Below are 21,668 nucleotides of genomic sequence, written 5' to 3'. Positions count from 1 at the left end.
CTGGCGTGGGCCTGCGCGCGGCATCCCGATGAGGCGGGCGTCATGAGCTTACCCGAGCACCCTCTGGCCAGCAGCGAGCGGCACATCCCCGCGCACCTGCAGCCGGCCCTGCGCGCCTATGTGCTGCAGCACTACCGCGGCTTCCTGCTGGCGATCAACTTCATCGCCATGGCGGCCTACGACGCCTACGTCCTCGCCGACGCCGCGCTGATCCCGGACATGGCCCTGCAGTCGCTGCTGCTGCGCGGGCTGCTCAGCCTGGTCGGCCTGCTGAACATCTACCTGGTGTTCCGCCACAGCCGCAGCGTGCTGCTGATGGATCTGCTGATGCCGCTGCACGACATCGTCTCGGCCATCGCCTGGTTCGAACTGCTCAAGCGCAGCGCCTCGCCGGAGGTGCCCACCTTCCTCTACGCCTCGGTGGTGTTCATCGTCCTCGGCAACCTCGGCGTGCGCTATTCCTTCGCCGGCATCCTGGCCTGCTCCATCGCCATCTCAGCGGTGATCCTCGGCAACGTGGCGCTGATCCACGCCGGCGAACCCAAGGCGCTGCTGGTGTTCACCCTGGTCTACCTGCCGGTGCTGGCCTTCAGCCTGTTCATCAGCTGGACCAACATCAACGGCGTGCGCCGGGCCTTCCTCGCCGACCTGGAGGGCCAGCGCCAGCGCGCCGAACTGGCCGAACTGAACCAGCGCCTACAGGCCCTGGCCGCCACCGACGCGCTGACCGGCGTGGGCAACCGCCGCGCCTTCGACCTGCACCTGGAACAGAGCTGGCGGCAGATGCGCAGCCACGGCCGGCCCTTCGCCCTGCTGCTGGCCGACATCGACTACTTCAAGCCGTTCAACGACCACTACGGCCACCCCGCCGGCGACCGCTGCCTGTGCGAGGTGGCGAACTGCATGGCCGACACCCTGCGCAGCGGCCAGGCCCGGGTGTTCCGCTACGGCGGCGAGGAATTCGTCATCCTCCTGCAGGTGGCCAGCCCGCTGGAGCTGCGCCAGGTCGCCGAGCGCCTGCGCGAGCGCGTGGCGGAACTGGACATCGAGCACCTGAAGCGCCCCGACCGCCGCTGCCACCTGACCATCAGCCTGGGCGGCGGGCTGTCCGACGGCGCCGCCGAGCCGGGCGAACTGCTCGCCCGCTGCGACCGCCTGCTCTACCAGGCCAAGCAACAGGGCCGCGACCGCGTGTGCCTGGCCGGCGACTAGCCGCCACTGCCAGTTCCCGGGCCGGGAAAGGCCCGCCGGGGTCCGGACGCCATCAACAACGAACTGGAAGCCCCCTTCGGCCGAGCGGAGAACGACCTGCCGCGATTCGCAGGGCCTGCCCGGCTTGAGGCCGGCCTATCGGGCGGTCGGCAGCAACGATTGGACGCCGCCCGCCGCGCCCGGTAACGTGCCGCTCATCCGCATTCCCACGACAAGACCGACGGCGCAGCGCCGCACGTTCGGCTACATATCGATAAATGACGCCGGCCAGGCCTTGGCCCCACTACCCGACAGGCAGCTCCCATGGACATCAAGCAGCTCAAGTTCCTCATCGCCCTGGACCAGACCCGCCACTTCGGGCAGGCTGCCGCGCTCTGCCACATCACCCAGCCCACGCTGTCCATGCGCCTGCGCAACCTCGAGGACGAGCTGGACCTGGTGCTGGTGACCCGTGGCCAGCGCTTCGAGGGCTTCACCGAGGCCGGCGAGCGCATCCTGGCCTGGGCCCGCACCCTGCTGGCCGCCTACGACGGCCTGCAGGCAGAGGCCGCCAGCTGCCGCGGGCAACTGGTGGGCAGCCTGCGCCTGGGCCTGGTGCCGCTGTCCAGCTTCAACCCGATGCAGGTGCTCAAGCCACTGTCCCAGCGCTACCCGGAGCTGCAGTTCCAGCTGTCGTCGATGAGCTCGGAGCAGATCATCGACGGCCTCAGCCGCAACCAGCTGGACCTGGGCATCTGCTACCTCGACCAGGTCAACACCACCTACTTCGAAGTGCTGGAACTGGCCACCACCACCATGGGCCTGCTGCACGACGTGCGGCACTTCCAGTTCGAGGACGGCGAGCTCAAGTGGGACAAGCTCAACGACCTGCCCCTGGGGCTGCTGAGCAAGGGCATGCACTACCGCCAGTCCGTCGACCTGAGCTTCCGCAGCCGCGGCCTGGACCCGCTGCCGGTGCTGGAAAGCGACTCCACCTTCCAGCTGATCCAGGCCATCGGCGAAGGCATGTGCTGCGCCATCATGCCGCTGAACTGCGGCCTGGAAACCCTCAGCGAGCACCTGCGCATCACCCCCATCGCCGGCGCCAGCATCCACAGCCCCATCGGCCTGCTGCAGCGGCGCACCGAACCGCGTTCGGCCCTGGCGGAGAAATGCTTCGCCGAGGCGCGCACTATCCTCGCCGGCGAAAGCCCGGCCGAATGAGCCACTGAAACCCAGTCACGGAGCCCCCATGAGCCCTACCCCGAACCCCGCACCGCGGCAGCCGGGCCAGCCCCTGCGCAAGCAGCTGCTATGGCTGCTCGCCCTGTGGCTGGGCGGCGTCGGCAGCGTGCTGCTGGCCGCCGAGGCGATCCGCCTGGCCATGGCCGCCGCCGGCCTGAAGAGCCACTGACGCGCCGCTAGTCGCGGCGCTTCGCCAGGTTCGCCGCCACGGCCGCGACTATAAGGGCTACGAGGGCGACAGCATCGCCAGCGCCCTGCTGCAGCTATTCGACGAGCCCAACGTGCTGGCCGGCACGCACCCCGCCCGCGGCGGCCCAGCCGCCCCGTGCCGCTCACCTCGCCCCGATAGATTGGTTGAGTACGCTTTTTCTCACCTTCAGGTTTCAAAAACCTCACGCAAGCCCTCCCCCTCCAGTTCCTCTCCCCAGCGCCCCAGCCCGCCTCCGGCGCGCGTCGGCGGCCGCTTGGCGGCCTGACGCGACCGACCATTGCGCCCTATGCCCGGCCGACGTAGCCGACCGCCCGGTCATTCGCTGAAGAAAAAGCCCGCGACCTCTGTTGACAGGTTTTGCCCATCGCCCATACGCTGAATACATCGCTGCACACATCAAAGCGCACAACACACCACACAGCGATGAAAGTTGTTTGCCTTCTGCCTACAAAAACAAATTTACGGAGAGGTCAAAATGGCTCGTATGTTCCCCCGCTCCATCCGCAAGGCCCTCGCCTGCGCGGCCGCCGTCGGCGCGCTGCTCACCCAGACCCCGTCCCAGGCCGCCGATACGTCCATGTGGCAGGGCGTGCAGAAGACCGGCGTATTGCGCTGCGGCGCGGCGGTCGCCGCGCCCTATGTGATGCGTGACGCCGGCAGCGGCCAGTACAGCGGCTACTTCGTCGACCTGTGCCGCGACTTCGGCGAGAAGGTGCTGAAGGTCAAGGTGGAGTTCGTCGACACCAACTGGGACAACCTCGTCGCCGGCCTGCAGAGCGGCAAGTGGGACCTGGCCATGGCCCTCAACCAGACGCCCGAGCGCGCCCTGGCGGTGGCCTTCTCGGCGCCGGCCACCGACTACCAGGTGTCGCTGGTGGTGAACAAGGAGAACCCCAAGTTCAGCGGCGCCGGCAACGCCATCGCCGACTACGACAAGCCCGGCGTGACCTTCGCGGTGATGTCCGGCACCGCCCAGGACAAGGCGATTTCCTCTGTGCTCAAGCAGGGCACCGTCATGCGCCTGCCGGGCATGGACGAAACGCGCCTGGCGCTGATGTCGCGGCGCGCCGACGTGCTGGTCGACGCCAGCGACACCAACCACCTGTTCGCCATGGCCAACGACTGGGCCAGGGAAGTCCTGCCCAAGCCGGCCCTGGCCAAGCAGGGCGTGGCCTTCGGCATGCGCCGCGACATCTCCGCGGCGGACCTGCAGGTGCTCAACATCTACGTGACCCAGCGCCGCGAGACCGGCGAGATCGACCGCCTGGTCGACAAGGCCTCCGCCGAAGTCAACGCCAAGACCGCCGCCAAGTAACTCCCGCCGACACCGGGGGCCGCGCAACGGCGGCCCCCGCGGAGAACACCGCTCATGAATACCCCGCGTTTGGTGGCTGCCCAGCCACAGGCTCCGTTCGCCCCGGATTCCACCGCCGGCGGCGACTTCATCCAGCTCCGAGGCGTGTGCAAGGCCTACGGCGAACAGCTGGTGGTGATGGACAACATGGACCTGGACATGCGCGCCGACGACCGCCTGGTCATCATCGGCCCGTCCGGCAGCGGCAAGAGCTCTCTACTGCGGGTACTGATGGGCCTGGAGGGCATCCAGGGCGGCAGCATCGCCTTCCAGGGCCAGCCCTACATCAGCGGCGGCCAGCGCCGCGGCAAGCCGCTGAACGAGGCGCTGCGCACGCAGATCGGCATGGTCTTCCAGCACTACACGCTGTTCCCGCACCTGTCGGTGCTGGGCAACCTGATCCTCGCCCCGTGCAAGGTCCATGGCCTGTCCCGGGCCGCGGCGACGGAGAAGGCCCGCGCCTACCTCGCCCGCCTGGGCCTGGAGAGCAAGCTGCACGCCTACCCCAGCCAGCTCTCCGGCGGCCAGAAGCAGCGCGTGGCCATCGCCCGCGCGCTGATGCTCGAACCCAAGCTGATGCTGTTCGACGAAGTCACCTCGGCGCTGGACCCGGAGATGGTCATCGAGGTGCAGAACGTGATGCTGCAGCTGGCCGAGCAGAAGATGGCGATGATCATCGTCACCCACGACATGCACTTCGCCCGCCACATCGCCACCCGCGTGGTGTTCTGCGCCAACGGCCGGGTGGTCGAGCAGGGCCCGCCCGAGCAGATCTTCAGCCAACCCCGGGAAGCCCGCACCCGCGAGTTCCTGGAAAAGGTCGTGCACCTGGATTGAGGGCGGCGCCATGAATTACCAATTCGACTTCCATTTCTTGAGCGGCAGCCTGCCGGCGCTGCTCGGCGGCCTGAAGGTCACCCTGGAGCTGGCCCTGGTGTCGAACCTGATCGGCCTGGTCTGCGGCTTCGGCCTGTGCCTGATGACCCTCAGCCGCTGGTTCTTCGTCCGCTGGCCGGCGCAGCTGTTCATCGAGTTCTTCCGCTGCACCCCGGCGCTGCTGCAGATCGTCTGGTTCTTCTACTGCGTGCCGATGCTCTTCAACGTGTTCATCGACCCCATCGCCATGGGCTTCCTGGCCCTGGGCCTGAACCTCACCGCGTTCAACGCCGAGGCCTACCGCGCCGGCGTGCAGGCGGTGCCGCGCGAGCACCTGGACGCCTGCGTAGCCCTGGGCCTGAAGCCCTGGCAGCGCACGCTCTACGTGGTGCTGCCACAGGCCCTGCGCAGCGCGGTGCCGGTGCTGATGACCAACGGCATCGGCAGCCTGCAGCAAAGCGCCCTGGTGGCGATAGTCGCGGTGTCCGACCTGATGTACGTCGGCAAGAGCCTGGCCACCGAGGCCTACCGCCCCCTGGAAACCTACACCCTGATCGCCCTCGTCTACTTCGCCCTGTCGCTGCCCATCGGCCAGCTGGTGCAGTACCTCGAACGGCGCCAGGACCTGGCGACGCAGCGCTGAGGAAACCGCCATGAGCCTCGATTTTTCCGTCGTCTTCTCCTACTGGCAGGTGCTGCTCAAGGGCCTGGCCCTGACCCTCGCCTTCACCCTCGGCTGCGCCCTTATCGGCAGCCTGGCCGGCTTCGTCCTGGCCCTGCTGCGCAACGTGCGCAGCCGCCTGCTGAAGCTGCCGGTGACGCTGTTCGTCGAGTTCTTCCGCGGCACGCCGCTGCTGATCCAGCTGTTCTGGGTGTTCTTCTGCTTCCCGGTGGTGTTCGGCCTGGACATCCCGCCCTACGTCTCGGTGGTGATCTCGCTGACGCTGTACATGGCCGCCATCACCAGCGAGACCTTCCGCGGCGCGCTCAAGTCCATCGCCGGCGAGCAGCACGACGCCTGCACCGCGCTGGGCCTGACGCCGCGGGTGAAGGTGCTCTACGTGGTCTTCCCGCAGGCGCTGCTGCGCGCGGTGCCGCCGCTGCTGTCGAACGTCGTCAGCCTGTTCAAGGAGAGCGCGCTGATCTCCTCCGTCGGCGTCGCCGACCTGATGTTCGTCGGCCAGAACATCTCCAACAGCACCGCGCGGCCGGTCGAGTTCCTCTCCGCCGTAGCGGTCATCTACTTCCTCGTGGCTTTCCCGCTGACCCGCCTGGTCGGCGTGATCGAAGCCCGGATGCTCAGGCGCTACGCCTACTAACCCCCCACCACCGATGCGGAGATCCACCATGCAACTCACTGGCATCCTGCCCGCCCTCGTCACGCCCTTCGACAAGTCCGGCGCGGTCGACCACGACACCCTGGCCTCGATCCTCGAATACCAGCTCAAGGCCGGTGTCAGCGGCTTCGTCCCGCTGGGCTCGACCGGCGAGTACTACGCGCTCACCAACGAGGAGCGCCGCCAGGTCCTGGCCACGGTCAAGGAAGTGGTCGGCGAGCGCGGCACCCTGATCGCCGGCGCCAACGGCTCCTGCACCCGCGAGGTGCTGGAGCAGGTCAAGCAAACCGTGGAAGCCGGCTACACCAACCTGCTGATCGCCCCGCCCTACTACGCGCTGCCGTCCCAGGAAGAACTGCTGGCGCACTACCGGACCATCCTGGAGACCTTCCCGGAAATCAACCTGGTGCTCTACAACTACCCGGTGCGCACCAACGTCGAGGTCGGCATGGGCGTGGTCCAGGCGCTGGCCGAGCACCCGCGGGTCATCGCCATCAAGGAAAGCAGCGGCAACCTGCTGCGCGCCATCGAGATCGGCACCAACTACAAGGACAAGGTGCAGCTGTCCTGCGGCTCCGACGACCAGGCCCTGGACTTCTTCCTCTGGGGCGCCAGCAGCTGGATCTGCGGCCCGGCCAACTGCTTCCCCGACCAGGTGACCGACTTCTACCGCAAGTTCGCCTCCGGCGACCTGGCCGGCGCCCAGGACGTGATGCGCAGCCTGTTCCCGGTGATGGCCAGCCTGGAAAGCGGCAAGTTCGTGCAGAAGGTGAAGTACGGCTGCGAGCTGGCCGGCTTCAGCGCCGGCAACGCGCGCGCCCCGCTGCTGCCGCTGACCGACGAAGAAAAGGCCGAATTCCGCAAGGTATTCGAGGCTTCCCAGCGCTGAGCGCATGGACGCCGCTGCCCCCGGCAGCGGCGTCCCCTGGAGGACGCACCCCATGAGCCGACAGAGTTTCACCTGCATCGAAGGCCATACCGAAGGCATGCCCGTGCGCATGGTCATCGACGGCGTCCCCGAGCTGCACGGCGCCAGCATGAGCGAAAGGCGCCAGCACTTTCTGGCCGAGCACGACTGGATCCGCCGGGCGCTGATGCTCGAACCGCGCGGCCACGCGCACATGTCGGGCACCCTGCTCTACCCGCCCGTGAGCGAGGACGCCGACCTCGCGCTGCTGTTCATCGAGACCTCCGGCTGCCTGCCCATGTGCGGCCACGCCACCCTCGGCTCGATTACCTTCGCCCTGGAAGCCGGCCTGGTCCGGCCGAAGACGCCGGGCACGGTGATCGTCGACGTCCCCGCCGGGCGCGTCAGCGCGCAATACCGCATGCAGGACGGCAAGGTCGGCGGCGTGCGCTTCGCCAACGTGCCGAGCTTCCTCCTGCACCGCGACCTGAGCATCCGGCTGCCGGCCCTCGGCGAGCTGCGCCTGGACATCGCCTACGGCGGCAACTTCTACCCGATCATCGAGCCGCAGCCGAACTACCCCGGCTGCGAGCACTTCACCCCGCAGCAATTGCTGGCCTGGGGGCGCGAGGTGCAGGCACTGGTGAACCGCGAGTTCGCCGTGGCGCACCCCGAGGACGCCAGCATCCGCGGCGTGAAGCACTGCATGTGGGCCGGCCGCCCCTTGGCAGCCGACGCCGATGGGCGCAGCGTAGTGATTGCCGGCGACAGCCTGATCGACCGCTCGCCCTGCGGCACCGGCACCTCGGCCCGGGTGGCCCAGCGCCATGCCCGCGGCCTGCTGGCGCGCGACGCCGTGTTCCGCCATGAAAGCCTGATCGGCAGCCGCTTCGACGGCCGCGTCGAGGAAGTCCTGGCCCTGGCCGACGGCACGCCGGCGGTGCGCCCGAGCATCGAGGGCCGGGCCTGCATCACCGGTCGCGCCGAACATTACGTCGACAGGGCCCAACCCTACTGGCAGGGTTTCAGCCTGGAAGACTTCACCGACCACCGCAGCCCGGAAGAGACCCTGAAATGAACGACCCGCAAGCCGCTTCGCAAAACGCCATCGTCGTCGGTGGCGGCATCGTCGGTGTCTGCTGCGCCCTGTACCTGCAGCGCGAAGGCTACCGCGTGACCCTGGTGGACCCGGCCGCGCCGGGCGACAGCACGGCGAAATGGAGCTGCGGGCAGATGGCGGTGAGCGAGGTCATCCCGCTGTCCAAGCCGGGCATCCTGATGAAGGTGCCCGGCTGGCTGCTCGACCAGCGGGGCCCGCTGGCCCTGCGCCCCAGCGCGCTGCCGGGCATCCTGCCGTGGTTCCTGCGCTTCGTCGCCTGCGCGCGGCATTCGAAGATCGCCGAGATCGCCCGCGACATGGCGCGCCTCACCCACCAGGTCTATGAGGACTACGCGCCGCTGCTCGACGCCTGCGCGGACAAGAGCCTGCTCGGCCAGCGGCCGATCATCGAGGTGTTCGACTCGCCCGCCGCCCTGGTCCACGAGCGCCCGCACCTGGAGCTGCGCAAGTCGCTGGGCTTCCAGTCCGAGGAACTCGACGGCGCCGCCATCGGCGACCTCGAACCGGCCCTGGCCGGCAAGTTCCAGCACGGCCTGCTATTCCCCGACTGGCGCGCGGTGAACGACACCGAAGGCTTCATCGCCGCGCTGACCGAAAGCTTCGTCGCCCAGGGCGGCATCCGCGTGCGCGAGCGGGTGAAGCACATCGACGAAAGCGCCGACCGCGCCGCCGGCGTCACCCTGGCTGACGGCAGCCGCTACCCCGCCCAACTGGTGGTGGTGGCCGCCGGCACCGGCTCGCGGCAGTTCTTCGAGCAACTCGGAGTGAGCATCCCGCTGGCCGGCATCGCCGGCTATCAGGCGGTGCTGCCCACCCCGGGCGTGGACATCCGACATTCGGTGATCTACGCCGACGGCGGCTTCTGCTTCGCCCCCATGACCCGCGGCCTGCAGATCGGCGGCACCATCGAGTTCGCCGGCCCCAACGCCGAACCCAACTTCCGGCGCGCCGAGATCATCCTGGAAAAGGCCCGCCGCGTGCTGCCGCAGCTCGACACCGCCAAGGTCGAGTTCGGCGTCGGCTACCGCCCCTTCCTGCCCGACACCAAGCCGGTGATCGACCGCTCGCCGCGCCTGGGCAACGTGCTCATGGCCTTCGGCCACGGCCAGCTCGGCCTCACCCTGGGCGCCACCACCGGCCGCCTGGTCGCCGACCTCGCCGCCGGCCGCCGCCCGGCCCAGGACCTCAGCCCCTTCAGCGCTCGCCGCTTCGCCTTCATCGGAGGAACCGCATGAACTACCAGCAGCTCTACATCGACGGCCAATGGCTCGCCCCCGCCCAGGGCGGCAGCTTCGATACCTTCGACCCCAGCGACGAAACCCTCCTCGCCCGGGTGGCCGCCGCCACCGCCGAGGACGTGGACGCCGCGGTGCGCGCCGCCCGCCGCGCCTTCGACGAAGGCCCCTGGCCGCGCATGAGCGGAGCCGAGCGCGCCGCCGTGCTGCGCCGCATCGCCGAAGGCATCCGCGGCCGCCAGCAGGAACTGGCCGAACTGGAAGTGCGCGACAACGGCAAGCCGCTGCCCGAGGCGCTGTGGGACATCGGCGACACCGCCGGCTGCTTCGACTTCTACGCCGATCTGGCGGAAAAGCTCGACGCTGGCCAGGAGCAGGAAATCGCCCTGGCCGACGAGCGCTTCAGCTCGGTGGCGCGCAAGGAGCCGGTGGGCGTGGCCGGCGCCATCATCCCCTGGAACTTCCCCATGCTGATGGCCGCCTGGAAGGTCGCCCCGGCCCTGGCCGCCGGCTGCGCCATGGTGCTCAAGCCCTCGGAACTGACGCCGCTGACCGCCCTGCACCTGGCCCAGATCGCCCATGAAGCCGGCCTGCCGGCGGGCGTGCTCAACGTGGTGACCGGCCTGGGCGCCGACGCCGGCGCGCCGCTGGCCGAGCACCCGGGCGTGGACAAGCTGGCCTTCACCGGCAGCGTGCCCACCGGCAGCCGGATCATGCAGGCCGCCGCCCGCGACATCAAAAACATCAGCCTGGAGCTGGGCGGCAAGTCGCCCTTCGTGATCTTCGCCGACAGCGACATCGAGGCCGCCGTGGAGTGGATCCTCTTCGGCATCTTCTGGAACCAGGGCGAAGTCTGCTCGGCCACCTCCCGCGTGCTGGTGCAGCGGGCGCTGTACGAGCCGCTGCTGGCGCGCCTGGCCGAAGAGGCGCGGAAGATCACCATCGGCAACGGCCTGCGCGAAGGCGTGCTGCTCGGCCCGCTGGTCAACAAGGCGCAGTACGACAAGGTGCTGCAGGCCATCGCCCGCGGCCAGGAAGAAGGCGCGCGGCTGGTCTGCGGCGGCGAGCGCCCGGCCGGGCTGGACAAGGGCTACTACGTGCAGCCCACGGTGTTCGCCGACGTGCCCGAAGACGCCTGGATCTGGAACGAGGAAATCTTCGGCCCGGTGGTCTGCGTGCGCCCGTTCGACAGCGAGGACGAAGCCGTGCGCTCGGCCAACGCCTCGCGCTTCGGCCTGGGCGCCGCGGTGATGTCCCGCGACCTGCCGCGCTGCGAGCGCGTCGCCCGGCGGTTCCGCGCCGGCATCGTGTGGATCAACTGCTCGCAACCGACCTTCAGCGAGGCGCCCTGGGGCGGCTACAAGCACAGCGGCATCGGCCGCGAGCTGGGCGAATGGGGCCTGAACAACTACCTGGAAACCAAGCAGATCACCCGCTACGACAGCGAGCAGCCCTGGGGCTGGTACATCAAGTGAGGTGCGACTGATGCGCTGGAAGAAGACGCTGCAACTGGCCGACGTGCACTGCGAAGGCGAGATCGGCAAGGTCATCACCGGCGGGGTGCTGGGCATCCCCGGCGAAACCATGCTGGACAAGATGAACTACATCAACGAGGTCGACGACAGCCTGCGCCGCCTGGTGGTCATGGAACCGCGCGGCTGCCTGCAGATGTCGGTGAACCTGCTGCTGCCGCCGACCAACCCTGCGGCCGACGCCGGCTTCATCGTGCTGCAGGCGGACAAGGCCCACCCGATGTCGGGCAGCAACTGCATCTGCGTGGTCACCGCGCTGCTGGAGCTGGGCATGCTGCCGATGCAGGAGCCGGAAACCACCGTGGTGCTGGACACCCCCGCCGGGCTGGTCACCGCCCGCGCGCGCTGCGCCGACGGGCGCTGCCTGGGAGTGTCGCTGGACATGGTGCCGGCCTTCGTCGAGCAACTGGACGTGCCGATCGACGGCGGCGAGTTCGGCCCGCTGAAGGCCGACATCGCCTTCGGCGGCGTGTACTACGCGCTGATCGACGTCGAGCAGGTCGGCCTGGCCATCGCCCCGGAGAACGCCCGCGAGCTGGCCGATGCCGGCGTGAAGCTGCGCGGCCTGATCAACCAGCAGGTGCGCGTGCGCCACCCGCTGTACCCGCAGATCGACGAGGTGGCCTACGTGATGTTCCGCAACCGCCTGGACGCGCGCACCTACCAGACCTGCACCACCCTGCCGCCGGGGCGCGTCGACCGCTCGCCCTGCGGCACCGGCAGCTCGGCCAACCTCGCCACGCTGAGCGCGCGCGGCCTGGTGCGGCCCGGCGAGCGCCTGGTGTCGCGCTCCACCATCGGCGGCGAGTTCCAGGTGGAACTGCTCGGCACCACGGAAGTGGCCGGCAAGCCGGCGGTGCTGCCGCGGGTGGAGGGCCGCGCGTGGCTGTACGGCATCCAGCAGATCGGCGTCGACCCGGACGACCCGCTGGCCGCGGGCTTCATGCTCAGTGACACCTGGGGCCCGGCGTTTCCGCGCTGAACGCGGCCACGCTAAGATGGCGGGCTGGTCTGTATGACACAGCCCGCGCACACCGAGACCTGATGATGGCCAAAGAAGAAGAAGTGGAAAGCCCCGGGCGCCGCCATGGCGGGCGCTATATCTACGAGGAGCTGCGCAAGCAGATCCTCACCCTCAAGCTCAAGCCCGGCGTGCAGCTGGACGAGGTCTCCCTGGCGGCGCAGTTCGGCCTGTCGCGCTCGCCGGTGCGCGATGCCCTGGCCCGGCTGACCAGCGAAGGCCTGGTCACCATCCTGCCCAACCGCACCACCCTGGTCACCCCCTTCGAGATCGAGGAGTTCCCCAACTACGTGGCCGCGCTGGACCTCATCCAGCGGGCGGTCACGCGCCTGGCCGCGCTCCAGCGCAGCGACGAGGACCTGCAGGCGATCCGCAAGGCCGACGCGGCCTACATGGCGGCCGTGGAGTCCGGCGACTTCCAGGCGATGTCCGAGCTGAACAAGGCCTTCCACATGGCCATCGCCGAGGCCGGGCGCAACCCCTACTTCGTCAGCTACTACGAACGCCTGCTGGGCGAAGGCCAGCGCCTGCTGCACCTGCACTTCGACTACATCGTCAGCTCGGCCGGCACCGCCCGCCTGGGCCGCGACCACGAGGAAATCATCGAAGCCATCGCCGCCCGCGACGCGGAAGCCGCCGAAAAGGCCGCCCACGAGCACACCATGCTGTTCCAGCGCCGCTTCCTGGAATACATGCAGCAGAACCTGACGGCGAAAATGAGCCTGGCCTGAACTTCGACCACCCCTGAACTTCAACCGACACAGGAGCAAGGGATGTCTTCCGCGAAACCGCTGTGCGGGCAAAACATTCTAGTCACCGGCGGCTCCGGCCAGATCGGCGCGGCCATCGTCCGCCGCCTGGCGCAGGAAGGCGCCCGGCCGATCATCCATTTCGGCCGCGACCGGGCCGGCGCCGAGGCGCTGCTCGCCGCTGTCGGCGGCGAGGGCTGGCTGGTCCAGGCCGACCTGTCGGACGCGCAGGGGCCCTTCGAACTGTGGCACGAGGCCCAGGCCCTGGCCGGGCGGGTGCACGGCCTGGTCAACAACGCCGGCATCCGCACGGAAATCTCCATCGATGCCGACGAGACGGCCTGGACGGCGGCCTGGCAACGGGAGTTCCAGGTCAACTTCTTCTCCGCCGCCACGCTGTGCAAGGAAGCCCTGCGCCATTTCCGCGCCCTCGGCGGCGGGCGCATCGTCAACCTCGCCAGCCGCGCCGGGCAACGCGGCTATGCCGCCGACGCCATGCCCTACGGCGCGACCAAGGCGGCGCTGCTCAACCTCACCAAATCCATCGCCCGCAGCTTCGGCCAGGACGGCGTGGCGGCGGTGGCCATCGCCCCCGGCTGGGTGCGCACCGACATGGCCGAAGACTTCATCGCCAGGCACGGCAAGGCCGCGGCGGTCGCCGAAATCCCCATCGGCGAAATGGCCGAGCCGGACGAAGTGGCCGAACTGGTGGCCTTCGCCCTGCGGCCCTCGCTGCCGTCCCTGAGCGGCGCGACGCTGGACCTGAACGGCGGCAGCTATATCCGCTAGCGGCTGACCCTGGTCGCCGACCAGGTTGCCGGAGGCCGTCCCGCCCGTTACAACGAGAGGCTGGACATCAGGCGGCTGACAGGGTTTTCTGAAGGGCTTTAGCGGCCACGACAGAACCAAGCGCGTGGCGACCGACGAACTCCGTCCAAGGCGAGGATCGACATGCCGAACGAAACCTACACCCCACCGCGCGTCTGGACCTGGGACAAGGACAATGGCGGCGCCTTCGCCGGCATCAACCGTCCGGTCGCCGGGGCCACCCACGACAAGCCCCTGCCGCGCGGCAAGCATCCGCTGCAGCTGTATTCGCTGGCCACGCCCAATGGCGTCAAGGTGACCATCCTGCTCGAAGAGCTGCTGGAGTTGGGCCTGGAGGGCGCGCAATACGATGCCTGGCCCATCAGCATCAGCCAGGGCGAGCAGTTCGGCAGCGGCTTCGTCGAGGTCAACCCGAACTCCAAGATCCCCGCCCTGCTGGATACCGGCCTGGAGCCCGCGCTGCGCGTCTTCGAGTCCGGCTCGATCCTGCTCTACCTGGCCGAGAAGTTCGGGCGTTTCATCCCAGGCGACATTGCCGGGCGCACCGAAACCCTGAACTGGCTGTTCTGGCAGGTCGGCAGCGCCCCCTTCCTGGGTGGCGGCTTCGGCCACTTCTACGCCTACGCGCCGGAAAAGTTCGAGTACCCCATCAACCGTTACGCCATGGAGGTCAAGCGCCAGCTGGACGTGCTCGACCAGCAGCTGGCGAGCAACCGCTACGTCGCCGGCAGCGAATACAGCATCGCCGACATGGCGATCTGGCCCTGGTACGGCGCGCTGATGAACAACCAGGTCTATGCCGCCGCCGAATTTCTCGACGTCGAGACCTACACCCACGTGCGCCGCTGGACGGACGAAATCGGCAAGCGCCCCGCCGTGCAGCGTGGGGTCAAGGTCAACCGGACCTGGGGCGAGGCCCACGAGCAAGTGCCCGAACGCCACGGGCCCGACGACTTCCGGCGCTGAGACGGGCAGCCGGTCAGGCGGAACCGCCGCCGGGCGGTTCCCGGCCACGGGCCGCCTCCATGGCCTGTACCAGGCCGCGGGCGCCGGAGCCCCATTTGGTGATGACCTTCACCGCCTCGGTGAAGGGCACGTCGACCGGGTGCACGCGATGCGCCTCCAGCACGTACACGGCGCCGGCGAAGGGCGTCGGCACCGAGGGCACGAACACGGTGTAGCGACCGTCCTCGAAGGCCTCGATGATGAAGCCGGGCACCAGGGCCTCTTCGATTTCCACCAGGGCCGGCTTCCAGATGCCGTCGTTCTTCTCGCCGGCCACCTGCAGGGTCAGGCTGCGCAGCAGTTCGTAGCCCGGAATGCGCTCGAACACCGAGCGCTCCAGCCGGCCACGGGCCAGCTTTCCCAGGCGGGTGCGCACGGCGAGGCCGATGACGAAGCAGATCACCAGCACGAGCAGCGCGGACAATATCTGCTGGGCCGGCAGGCTCTCCGGCAGCAGCTGGGTGAAGGGCCGGACCAGTTGGCCGGCCGAGGCGATGCCCTTGAGCAGGAGCAGCAGGGCCAGGTAGATCGGCAGGATGACCAGCAGGCCTGCCAGCACGCACCTGCCGATGAAAGCGACGGCGTTTTTCACGGAAGCACCTCCTCGGGTTGCTGGCCGCGGCCCGTGGAAAACACCTGCGCAGGGTCGGCCACGCGTGCCGGCGGGAGGCCGGCAGGGCTTGGAGATAGCCTAGACGACGGTGGGTCGTTTCACTTTCCCTTGGCTCTGGAAGACCAAAAACCAGAGCAAGAGCCGCTTTTGCTCTTCGTAGGAGCGAGCTTGCTCGCGAACCCCGCAGTCACTGGGTTGCCGCGTTCGCGGGAATGACGGGGGATGGTTAGGCGTTTCAGGATGACTCAGGATTTTCCTCCCACCCCGAACGGCCCCCTCTCCCTTCAGGGCGGGGCGCGCAGCCGAGGGCTGGGGAGAGGGTTACGGACTCCCCCCACACACCTCTGCCAACCCTGACTCCGCTCCCCCTCCCTAACCCTCCCCCGCAAGCGGGAGAGGGAACCGTTCGGCATGAAGCGCAATCACGAAGCGCCCTGCCCCCACATCCGTCTAGCCAAACCAATCGCGGACGGAGTCCGCTCCTACGGGTCCAGAATCGCTTCGGCGTTTCGGCCAACGGCGTATAACCGCGAACGGTTATACGCCCTACGCGCTCAGGATGATTCCGAACTTGCCGCCCACGCCGAACGGCCCCCTCTCCCTCCGGGAGAGGGCTGGGGTGAGGGTGCGGAGCCTGGACTGGGCGCCTTCGCTGAACCAAGGCACCCCTAATCCCACCGCAACCAGCGCCTCAGATCCACTGATCGTTGCGCTTGCGCCGCACCCGCAGCAGGGTCGGCAGGATCAGCCCGACCAGCAGCCCGGCGCCGGCGATGCTGCCGCCGTAGGCCATGTAGCGCATCAGCACCTGCTTGTTCTCGTCGCCCAGTTGCGCCTGCGCCGCGCGCAGTTCGGAGCGGGCCTTGGTGAGTTCGTCGTCGAGGCCGGCGCGGGCCGCCTGCAGTTCGTCGATGAGTTTCTTGCGCGAGTCCAGGGTTTCCTGCATGCCCTGCACGCGGGTCTTCCAGCTGTCGTTGATGCCCGCCAGTTCAGCGCTCAGCTCGCTCACCTTCTGCTCCAGCTGCGGCAGGCGCTCGGCCTGGCCGGGCTTGTCCTGCAGGTCGCGGCTGGGGATCCACACGCTGCTGCCGCTTTCGCCGCGCACCTGGCTGTAGTCGCCCTGGGTGTTCAGCAGCTCGACCTTCTGCCCCGAGGTCAGGGTGCCGACGATGCGGTAGCCGTCGGTGGGGCCGCTGCGCACGTAGGTCGTCAGGCTGTCGCTCACCCAGCGCGCATTGCCGGCGCCCTCCTCGGCCTGCGCCGCGGCGCCGGCCGCCAGCAGGCCACCCAGCAGGCAGGCCCCCAGGGCGCGGGTGGGAAGGGATACGGAGGCGGGGAAATGACGGGATAGGGACATGGGCAATCTTCACATGGCGATAAACGAACCCCGGCGAGCGGGCGCGGTAAAAAGCCGGCCAGGCAGATGCTCCGGGGCGGCTACGATCTTGCTATCGACGCGGCGCAATCACCCGGCTGGTGCGGGCCCGGGCCCGCCGCCCGGTGGGCCGACAGCAGACAGACAGCGCAACGGCGCAATGAGTTCACCGGGCGCCATGATGGGGGGATGGGTGGTCGGTGGCGCACTGATGACTGACGGCGAGCCTGTAGTTCGTCGCACCGCCCGCCTCCGCTCGTCGCCCGCCCGGGCGCCCGCGGGCATTCGCGTGTTTGCTTTAAGCACCACCTTCGCGGAGGGCCCGCCATGCGCCGGCAGATCCTGTTCTCGCTCGCCACGCTGATCGTCCTGACGCTGGGAACGGCCGCCTGCAGCAGCCGGGACTGCGCCTCCGGGCAGCAGACGGACTGCAAGGAACGCGACAGCCGCCAGCAGATTCCCAGGCAACAGATCGATCCGCGGATTCAGTCGTTGCCCAGGTATTGAGGTTTGGATTGGCGGCGGTGCCGGGGTGCTTTTCGTAGGATGGGTTGAGCGAAGCGATACCCATCCTACGGGGTATGGTGTTTGCCGGAGGCGTAGGAGCTCATCCGCGAATCGCACCGGTGGTTTCGGCTATCGCGGACAAGGTCTCCTACGATTCCAGGAAGCACGGTCGTAGGAACGGACCTTGTCCGCGATTGGACTCGCCGGCGGCGCCCCCTACGGCGCCTCCTTCCTCGTGGTATCGCCGATCAACGTCGCCGCCTTCAGCTCCGGCCTGGGCTGGCTGCGCAAGGTCTTCACCTGCCCGGCGTCCACCGGCTCGGCCTGGTTGCCCCAGCTGCTGCGGATGAAGTTGACCACCTCGGCCACCTGCTGGTCCGACAGGCGCCAGGCGAAGCCGGGCATGCTGAAGGTGGACGGCGCCGTCGCCGTGGCCGGCAGGGTGCTGCCGTCGAGCACGATGTGGATCAGCGAGGTGGCGTCCGCGCTCTGCAGCACCGGATTGCCGGCCAGCGCCGGGAACACCCGGGCGTAGCCCTTGCCGTCGGTGCGGTGACAGGCGGCGCAGTTGTCGACGTAGAGTGCGGCGCCGGTCTTGCCGTCGTCGCCCTTCCACAGCGCCCCGGCGACCTGGCGGTCTTCCCGGAACGGCTTGTCGTCAGGGTTCACCGGCGGCAAGGACTTCAGGTAGCGGGCGATGGCGGTCAGGTCGGAGTCGGTCATGTACTGCATGCTGTGCTCGACCACGTCGCTCATGCCGCCGAATACCGCGCTGCGCTCGCTGCGCCCGGTCTTGAGGAAGGCGACGATCTGCGCCTCGCTCCAGCTGCCCAGGCCGTCCTTGTGATCGCCGCGCAGGTTCTTGGCGATCCAGCCTTCCAGCGGCGCGCTGCCGGACAGGTAGGCCGGGCCGTCGGCGGCGTCCAGGGCCTTCTCCTGCATGGTCAGCGCCCGCGGCGTGTGGCAGGCGCCGCAGTGCCCCAGGCCTTCCACCAGGTAGGCGCCGCGGGCCAGGGTCGGGTCCTGCCCGGCGGCAGCGAAGGGCTTCACCTCCGGGGCGAACAGCCCGCGCCAGATCGCCAGCGGCCAGCGCATGCTCAGCGGCCAGGGGATGTCGCTGTCCTTGTTCTCCTGCACCACCGGCGCCACGCCGTGCATGAAGTAGGCGTAGAGCGCGCGCATGTCCTCGTCGCTGACGCGGGCGTAGGACGGGTACGGCATGGCCGGGTACAGGGTGCTGCCGCCCTTGCCGATGCCCTGGCGCACGGCGCGCTCGAAGTCCTCGTAGCTGTAGTTGCCGATGCCGGTCTTGTCCGGGGTGATGTTGGTCGAGTAGATGGTGCCGATGGGCGTGGCCATCGGCAGGCCGCCGGCGAAGGGCTCGCCGCCCTTGGCGGTGTGGCAGGCCACGCAGTCGCCGGCGCGGGCCAGGTATTCGCCCTGCTTCACCTGCGCAGGATCGGTTGTATCGGCGGCGTATAGCGCGGTGCTGGCGGCCATGGCCAGGGCGGCGCTGAGGAATGTCTTCATGTTCCGGCCTCCTATGCCTGCACCAGCGGGCCCGGGTGCTTCAGGTACACCTCGCGGATGGCCCGCGCCGACCAGTAGGTCAGCGCCGCCACCAGCCCGGTGGGGTTGTAGCCCAGGCCCTGGGGGAAGGCCGAGGCGCCGGGGACGAACACGTTGTGCACGTCCCACACCTGCAGGTAGCGGTTCAAGGCGCTGGTCTTGGGGTCGGTGCCCATGATCGCCCCGCCGTTGAGGTGGGTGGTCTGGTAGACGGTGGCATCGAAGTGCTGGCCGAACTCCTTCATCGGCGCGGTGACCACCTTGGCGCCCATGGCATCGGCGATCTTGCGCATCTGCGCGACCATGAAGCGGTTCATCTTCACGTCGTTGTCCTTCCAGTCGAAGGTCATGCGCAGCAGCGGCTGGCCGTAGGCGTCCTTGTACACCGGGTCGAGGTCCAGGTAGTTGTCGCGGTAGGACTGGTGCGCGCCGTGGGTGTCCATCGCCAGCATGTGCCGGTAGCTGTCGGCCAGCGCGGCCTTCCAGGCGCTGCCCCACTTGGGCGTGTCCGGCGGCACCTTGGCCCCGGCGATGGGCTTGGTGCCGGCCTGGTTGACCCAGAACGGCGAGCCGCCGACGAAGCCGTGGGGGCCGTGGTCGAAGTTGTCGGCGTTGAAGTCGTCCACCGCCACGCCATTGCCGCCGGCGCCGATGAAGGGGTTGGTGTGGTGGCTGGCCTTGTCGAAGAAGGCGCTCACCGTGGAGATGTTCTGGAAGGCGAAGTTGCGCCCCACCACGCCCTCGTTCTTCAGCGGGTCGTAGGGCTTGCCGATGCCCGAGAGCAGCATCAGGCGCACGTTGTTGAACTGGAAGGCGCCGAGGATCACCAGGTCCGCCGGCTGCTCCACTTCGCGGCCCTGGGCGTCGACGTAGGTGACGCCGGTGGCCAGGTCCTTCTCGGCGTTGAGGTTCACCCGCAGCACGTGGGCGTTGTTGCGCAGTTCGAAGTTGGGCACCTGGCGCAGCGCCGGCAGGATGTTCACGTTGGGCGAGGCCTTGGAGTACATGTAGCAGGCGTAGCCGCTGCAGAAGCCGCAGAAGTTGCACGGCCCCATCTGCGCGCCGTAGGGGTTGGTGTAGGGCCCGGAGGTGTTGGCCGAGGGCAGGTTGTAGGGGTGGTAGCCGACCTCGCGGGCGGCCTTCTCGAACAGTTGCGCGGACACGGTGTTCTTCTGCGCCGGCAGCGGGAAGTCGCTGGAACGGTCGGCGGCGAAGGGGTTGCCGCCCTTGTCGCGGCCCACCACCTGGCCCTTGATCGACCAGGCCGTGCCGGAGGTGCCGAAGACCTTCTCGGCGAAGTCGAAGTATGGCTCCAGCTCGTCGTAGCTGACGCCGAAGTCCTGGATGGTCATGCCCTCGGGGATGAAGGCCTTGCCGTAGCGTTCCTCGTAGTGGCTGCGCAGGCGAAGTTCCACCGGGTCGACGCGGAAATGCACGCCCGACCAGTGCAGCCCCGCCCCGCCGGTGCCGGTGCCGGGCAGGAAGGCGCCGAACTGGCGGTAGGGCACGGCCAGGTCGTCGAGGCCGTGGCGCAGGGTCACGGTCTCGCGGGAGATGTCCATGAACAGCTTCTTGCGCGAGTTGTAGGTCAGCTCGTCCATGGTCTGCGGGTAGACGCCGTCGGGGTAGGTGTCGCGGGCCGGGCCGCGTTCCAGGGCCACCACCTGCAGGCCCGCCTCGGTCAGTTCCTTGGCCATGATGGCGCCGGTCCAGCCGAACCCGACGATGACCGCATCGACTTTCTTCAATACCTGGGCCATTGCCTCAACCTCGCTCGCCACTGATGGAAACCGGCGGGAAGGGATAGCGCTCGTCGCGCTCCACCCAGTCCATGAAGTCGGCGCGGGCGCCGGGGAAGCCGATCAGCTTCCAGCCGGCCAGGCCCTGGTTGCCGCCGTGCAGCGGGTCGCTGAAGAAGCCCTCGCGGGTGTTCAGCCAGAGCATGGCGAAGAAGGTCGCCGCCGGCACCGCCTGGAACTCGGCCTTGCCACCGTCCAGGGCTTCCAGCGCCTGCTGTTGCTGCGCCGCGTCCAGTTCGGCGAAGGGTTTGTTCCACTTGGCCTTGCACCAGGCGTCGGTCTCCTGGATGCCCAGGCGGTAGATTTCCTGCGGGCTGAGCTTGAGCTGGTAGCCCAGCTCCGGCGCGGCATCCGGGTGGAAGGGCCCCTGCATGTACCAGAGCCCGCCGCTGCCGTAGCGGGTGTTCAGCTGGCGGTCGATGAACTCCGGCACGCCGGCGTCCGCGGCCCCCGGGCCCAGCGCGTCGGTGGGGATGAGCACGGCCACGGCGGCCTGGACGAAGGCCCATTCCTGGGCGGTGAAGAAAGTCGGCTGGTAGGCGCGCGCGCCGCCCTGCCGCGGCTCGGCGGCGGGCTGCGGGTCGGCCGCGGGCGTGCTCGGGCCGCCGAGCACCACGCTGCCCACGCCGGTGCCGGCCAGGGTGGCCACGGGGATCAGCGCCAGGGACTTGCGCAGGAAGTCACGCCGCGCCGGTTGCGCGGCGGCTGGGTCGTCGTTGGACATGGCTGGGTCTCTCCTTTTTCCAACAGGTCAATCAGGTCGTGTAGGTCTTCTCGCCCCTCTTGCGGCCGGTGGTGCCGGGCGCGCGGGGCTGTTGTTCGTGTCGGTAAGCATAGGTGGCTATCGAAAGCGCGCTGGGGTCATCGGTCTGGTGATCCGATCTCCCCTCGTCATTCCCGCGAACGCGCACTACTGTCCGGCACGCCTCATGCTATTAACAGTTGCCCCTGACGCAGGTTGATCTCGCGTATTCGCTCCTGCCGTCGTCGGTAACGTTCGGCCTCCAGGCCAGGACGCTGAAACAGCGTCGCCTGTACCTCCACCATCAGCATCCACAGGCTTTGCCGCGTTCCCGTCCTGCGTTGGTAAAGGTTCAGCAGCAAGTAGCTGATCAGCGCACAGAGAATCTGGAGGCGCACGGCATTCTCGCTACGGCCCAGGAAACGCCTGACCTTCAGGTGTTGCTTGATCCA

Annotated in this window: 21 protein-coding genes and 1 pseudogene; 16 read left to right on the top strand and 6 right to left on the bottom strand. The window is 68.6% G+C overall.

Going from position 1 to position 21,668, the window contains the following annotated elements:
* Window positions 1-42: 42 nt before the first annotated feature.
* The 15 genes from QSJ95_RS24295 to yghU all read left to right on the top strand — a co-directional run bounded on the left by QSJ95_RS24295 (window position 43) and on the right by yghU (window position 14,572).
* Entirely contained in the window at window positions 43-1,212 is a 1,170-nt protein-coding gene (locus QSJ95_RS24295; protein ID WP_285645798.1) for a GGDEF domain-containing protein, read from the top strand.
* 303 nt (window positions 1,213-1,515) lie between these two features.
* A complete protein-coding gene (locus tag QSJ95_RS24290; protein WP_285645797.1) occupies window positions 1,516-2,415 on the top strand; it encodes a LysR family transcriptional regulator in 900 nt (299 codons plus the stop codon).
* Between the two features lie 28 nt (window positions 2,416-2,443).
* Window positions 2,444-2,605 carry a DUF2474 domain-containing protein gene (locus tag QSJ95_RS24285; RefSeq protein ID WP_285645796.1) on the top strand — a complete coding sequence of 54 codons (162 nt, stop codon included), beginning with the start codon at window positions 2,444-2,446 and terminating at the stop codon, window positions 2,603-2,605.
* A 517-nt stretch (window positions 2,606-3,122) separates the two neighbouring features.
* A complete protein-coding gene (locus QSJ95_RS24280) occupies window positions 3,123-3,962 on the top strand; it encodes a substrate-binding periplasmic protein (RefSeq protein ID WP_043313388.1) in 840 nt (279 codons plus the stop codon).
* Between the two features lie 54 nt (window positions 3,963-4,016).
* Complete coding sequence (locus QSJ95_RS24275) at window positions 4,017-4,838, top strand: amino acid ABC transporter ATP-binding protein (RefSeq protein ID WP_043313386.1); 822 nt, start codon at window positions 4,017-4,019, stop codon at window positions 4,836-4,838.
* Window positions 4,839-4,848: 10 nt separating this feature from the next.
* Window positions 4,849-5,520, top strand: coding sequence for an amino acid ABC transporter permease (locus tag QSJ95_RS24270; protein ID WP_009622578.1), 672 nt, complete (start codon window positions 4,849-4,851; stop codon window positions 5,518-5,520).
* Between the two features lie 10 nt (window positions 5,521-5,530).
* Complete coding sequence (locus QSJ95_RS24265; RefSeq protein ID WP_043271778.1) at window positions 5,531-6,196, top strand: amino acid ABC transporter permease; 666 nt, start codon at window positions 5,531-5,533, stop codon at window positions 6,194-6,196.
* Between the two features lie 28 nt (window positions 6,197-6,224).
* The gene (gene dapA / locus QSJ95_RS24260) at window positions 6,225-7,103 is read left to right on the top strand and encodes a 4-hydroxy-tetrahydrodipicolinate synthase (RefSeq protein ID WP_043313382.1); all 879 of its coding nucleotides are present in this window, start codon (window positions 6,225-6,227) and stop codon (window positions 7,101-7,103) included.
* Between the two features lie 52 nt (window positions 7,104-7,155).
* Window positions 7,156-8,199, top strand: coding sequence for a 4-hydroxyproline epimerase (locus tag QSJ95_RS24255; protein ID WP_285645793.1), 1,044 nt, complete (start codon window positions 7,156-7,158; stop codon window positions 8,197-8,199).
* A complete protein-coding gene (locus QSJ95_RS24250; protein ID WP_285645791.1) occupies window positions 8,196-9,476 on the top strand; it encodes an NAD(P)/FAD-dependent oxidoreductase in 1,281 nt (426 codons plus the stop codon). The genes QSJ95_RS24255 and QSJ95_RS24250 overlap by 4 nt, the downstream gene beginning before the upstream one ends.
* Window positions 9,473-10,951: an aldehyde dehydrogenase family protein gene (locus QSJ95_RS24245; RefSeq protein WP_285645789.1), complete on the top strand. Its 1,479-nt coding sequence runs from the start codon at window positions 9,473-9,475 to the stop codon at window positions 10,949-10,951. The genes QSJ95_RS24250 and QSJ95_RS24245 overlap by 4 nt, the downstream gene beginning before the upstream one ends.
* A gap of 10 nt (window positions 10,952-10,961) precedes the next feature.
* On the top strand, window positions 10,962-11,990 hold the full coding sequence (locus QSJ95_RS24240; RefSeq protein ID WP_058489956.1) for a proline racemase family protein: 1,029 nt from the start codon (window positions 10,962-10,964) through the stop codon (window positions 11,988-11,990).
* A 62-nt stretch (window positions 11,991-12,052) separates the two neighbouring features.
* The gene (locus QSJ95_RS24235; RefSeq protein WP_009622591.1) at window positions 12,053-12,760 is read left to right on the top strand and encodes a GntR family transcriptional regulator; all 708 of its coding nucleotides are present in this window, start codon (window positions 12,053-12,055) and stop codon (window positions 12,758-12,760) included.
* Window positions 12,761-12,802: 42 nt separating this feature from the next.
* Window positions 12,803-13,567 carry an SDR family NAD(P)-dependent oxidoreductase gene (locus QSJ95_RS24230; RefSeq protein WP_285645784.1) on the top strand — a complete coding sequence of 255 codons (765 nt, stop codon included), beginning with the start codon at window positions 12,803-12,805 and terminating at the stop codon, window positions 13,565-13,567.
* Between the two features lie 162 nt (window positions 13,568-13,729).
* A complete protein-coding gene (yghU, locus tag QSJ95_RS24225) occupies window positions 13,730-14,572 on the top strand; it encodes a glutathione-dependent disulfide-bond oxidoreductase (protein ID WP_064583368.1) in 843 nt (280 codons plus the stop codon).
* A 13-nt stretch (window positions 14,573-14,585) separates the two neighbouring features.
* Here the strand turns inward: yghU and QSJ95_RS24220 are convergent, their stop codons facing one another.
* Window positions 14,586-15,203 carry a DUF502 domain-containing protein gene (locus QSJ95_RS24220; protein WP_285645781.1) on the bottom strand — a complete coding sequence of 206 codons (618 nt, stop codon included), beginning with the start codon at window positions 15,201-15,203 and terminating at the stop codon, window positions 14,586-14,588.
* A 712-nt stretch (window positions 15,204-15,915) separates the two neighbouring features.
* Window positions 15,916-16,581 carry a TIGR04211 family SH3 domain-containing protein gene (locus tag QSJ95_RS24215; RefSeq protein WP_043313368.1) on the bottom strand — a complete coding sequence of 222 codons (666 nt, stop codon included), beginning with the start codon at window positions 16,579-16,581 and terminating at the stop codon, window positions 15,916-15,918.
* 345 nt (window positions 16,582-16,926) lie between these two features.
* On the opposite strand from QSJ95_RS24215, the gene QSJ95_RS24210 reads away from it, so the two are divergent.
* Complete coding sequence (locus QSJ95_RS24210) at window positions 16,927-17,106, top strand: hypothetical protein (RefSeq protein ID WP_009622599.1); 180 nt, start codon at window positions 16,927-16,929, stop codon at window positions 17,104-17,106.
* A gap of 216 nt (window positions 17,107-17,322) precedes the next feature.
* Here the strand turns inward: QSJ95_RS24210 and QSJ95_RS24205 are convergent, their stop codons facing one another.
* From QSJ95_RS24205 to QSJ95_RS24190, 4 genes and pseudogenes are all read right to left on the bottom strand, one after another.
* The gene (locus tag QSJ95_RS24205) at window positions 17,323-18,636 is read right to left on the bottom strand and encodes a cytochrome c (protein WP_502945316.1); all 1,314 of its coding nucleotides are present in this window, start codon (window positions 18,634-18,636) and stop codon (window positions 17,323-17,325) included.
* A gap of 11 nt (window positions 18,637-18,647) precedes the next feature.
* On the bottom strand, window positions 18,648-20,435 hold the full coding sequence (locus tag QSJ95_RS24200; protein ID WP_285645778.1) for a GMC family oxidoreductase: 1,788 nt from the start codon (window positions 20,433-20,435) through the stop codon (window positions 18,648-18,650).
* A 4-nt stretch (window positions 20,436-20,439) separates the two neighbouring features.
* Window positions 20,440-21,198 carry a gluconate 2-dehydrogenase subunit 3 family protein gene (locus QSJ95_RS24195; protein WP_043313361.1) on the bottom strand — a complete coding sequence of 253 codons (759 nt, stop codon included), beginning with the start codon at window positions 21,196-21,198 and terminating at the stop codon, window positions 20,440-20,442.
* 203 nt (window positions 21,199-21,401) lie between these two features.
* Window positions 21,402-21,668: pseudogene (locus QSJ95_RS24190) on the bottom strand (IS4 family transposase); the annotation flags it as partial.

This window comes from Pseudomonas sp. NBRC 100443, from assembly GCF_030268185.1.
Taxonomy (GTDB): Bacteria; Pseudomonadota; Gammaproteobacteria; order Pseudomonadales; family Pseudomonadaceae; genus Pseudomonas; species Pseudomonas citronellolis.
The sequence above is the reverse complement of the archived record's forward strand: the minus strand, read 5'-3'. Positions and strand labels throughout refer to the sequence as shown.